1 protein-coding gene and 1 pseudogene are annotated in these 1,900 nt (G+C 74.8%); one reads left to right on the plus strand and one right to left on the minus strand.

Annotation, left to right across the window (positions count from 1 at the left end):
* Positions 1 to 122: 122 nt before the first annotated feature.
* Positions 123 to 740, plus strand: coding sequence for a hypothetical protein (locus ND748_RS31020; RefSeq protein WP_251749864.1), 618 nt, complete (start codon positions 123 to 125; stop codon positions 738 to 740).
* A 307-nt stretch (positions 741 to 1,047) separates the two neighbouring features.
* Here ND748_RS31020 and ND748_RS31025 read toward each other — a convergent pair.
* Positions 1,048 to 1,900, minus strand: a pseudogene (locus ND748_RS31025) (hypothetical protein); the annotation flags it as partial.

Genomic DNA, 1,900 nt, shown 5'->3' on the forward strand with positions numbered 1-1,900 from the left:
CGCCGGCGCCGGGGGTCGTCTCGCCGTCCGGCGCGCCTACCGGTGTCCGTTCGCGCGCTGCGGGGCGCAGCGCAGCCGCGGTCGTCCCGGTCGCACCGCGGCCCACCGGTTCGGTCCTCACCGTGAGCGCGACCACGGTTGATCTCGGTCCGGTTGACTCGGTCTGGCGGCTCGACCTGCGCGGCGAGGGCACGGCACCGGTCGATGTCGCGGTCGGGGCGAGCCCCTCCTGGCTTGCCGTCGTCCCCGACCGTCCCCGCGTCAACCCGGGGGCGGACGTCCCCCTCGTGATCACGCTCGACCGATCGGTGGCCCCGCCGGGGCCGGTCGACGTCACCGTGCCGGTCAACGCCCGCAACGGCGTGGGCGGTGCCGACGTGCACATCACGGCCAGCGTCGACGGACCACCGCGCATCGTGTCGGTGACGGCCACGCCGGATCGGGTCCTGCGGGCTGGCTGTCCGCCGGCGGCGGGCGTGGCGCAGTCGACGGTGGCGGTGACGGCGCTCGACGAGACCGGCGTCTTCGCCGTGGAACTGGCCGCCGTCCTGCCCGGCGGGCGGACGACGACCGAGTCGCTGACCCTCGGCCAGGCCACGGGAGACCGCTCGACGTGGACGGGCACGTTGGCATCGGCGCAGGATCCCGGCACGATCAACTACACGGCCACCGTCACTGACCTGGAAGGTCGACGCGCGCAGTCGCCGGGCTCGCTCGTCGTGCTGCCCTGCCCGCCCTGAGCCGGCGCCCGCGGCACCCCGGTCGCGCAGCCGGACAGCGGCCCGAAAGCAGGGTGCCGCCCGGCTCGGGGGGTGCCGGGCGGCGATTCCATCATCGCAGGAACCCCCCGGCTCGCCAAGGACTTGGCCGGTGTCCTCCGCTGGCTCCTCCCTGCCATGGGCGAGTAAGGCCAGGTCAGGAGGGGCGTCGGTCGGGCCGTTCCCCGGCCAGGTGGTGGCCATGGCGGCCACCGGTGGTCGGACCCGTGGACGTTCTAACCCGTGGACGTTCGGACCCGTGGATGTGTCGTCGGGCTCCGTTGGGCCATCAGGGCCGGGCTGCGGACGTGGGCGGGCGGGGGCGCGCGAACAGCCGGGTCGCGGTGACGACGCCGGTGACGGCCGCCCCTGCGCTGACCGGGTCGGGCGGGGTCAGCCCGGGTCGTAGATGTTCCTCCACCCGCAGGTACTTGCGACCGGCCCGCAGGTCCGCGTCGTTGCGCAGCCGGACGATCAGTGGGAAGGCCGACAGGGCGGCGGTGTCGAACAGCCCCGTCGTGTAGACGAGCTGGACGCCCAGCCGGTCGGCGACGGCGAGCTGGAGGTCGAGCAGGTAGCCGGCGCTCGCCCGGCCGATCGGATTGTCGAGGAACAACACGCCGGCATGCGGCGCCCGGAGCTGGCCGCGGTCGTTGGCCCGCAGCGCTGCCATCGTGCAGTACAGGATGATGGCGGTGGTGAGCTGCTGACCGCCGGAGAAGACGTCACCCAGCTCGCTGACCCGGACCCGTTCGGTGCGCAGGACCGCGTCCGGTTTGAGGATCTCGACCCGCACGCCGCGGGGAAGTGCGGCGTGGACCCCGCGCAGCAGCAGTCCCGTCCCGTCGCGGCGCACGGCCGCGCCCGGTCGAGGTCGGGTGGTCACCGCGGCGGCCGCCGTCTCGTCGACCACCCGGCCGAGGGCCTCTGCCAGCGCCCGATCATCCGGTTCGGCGAACGTGATGCGCAGGAAGTCCTGGCCCGACCAGTCGCCGAGCCGGTCGGGGAGGCGGGACAGCCGGCCGGCGGCGCGCAGCGTGCCGAGCGCCGCGCGGACCATCCCCTCCAGGCGGGCGACGATCGCTTCGCGGTTGCGGCCGATGTGGGCGAGGTCGTCGTCGAGGCTGCGCAGCCGCGGGGCG

Source organism: Frankia sp. AiPs1 (assembly GCF_023716945.1).
Classification (GTDB): domain Bacteria; phylum Actinomycetota; class Actinomycetes; order Frankiales; family Frankiaceae; genus Frankia.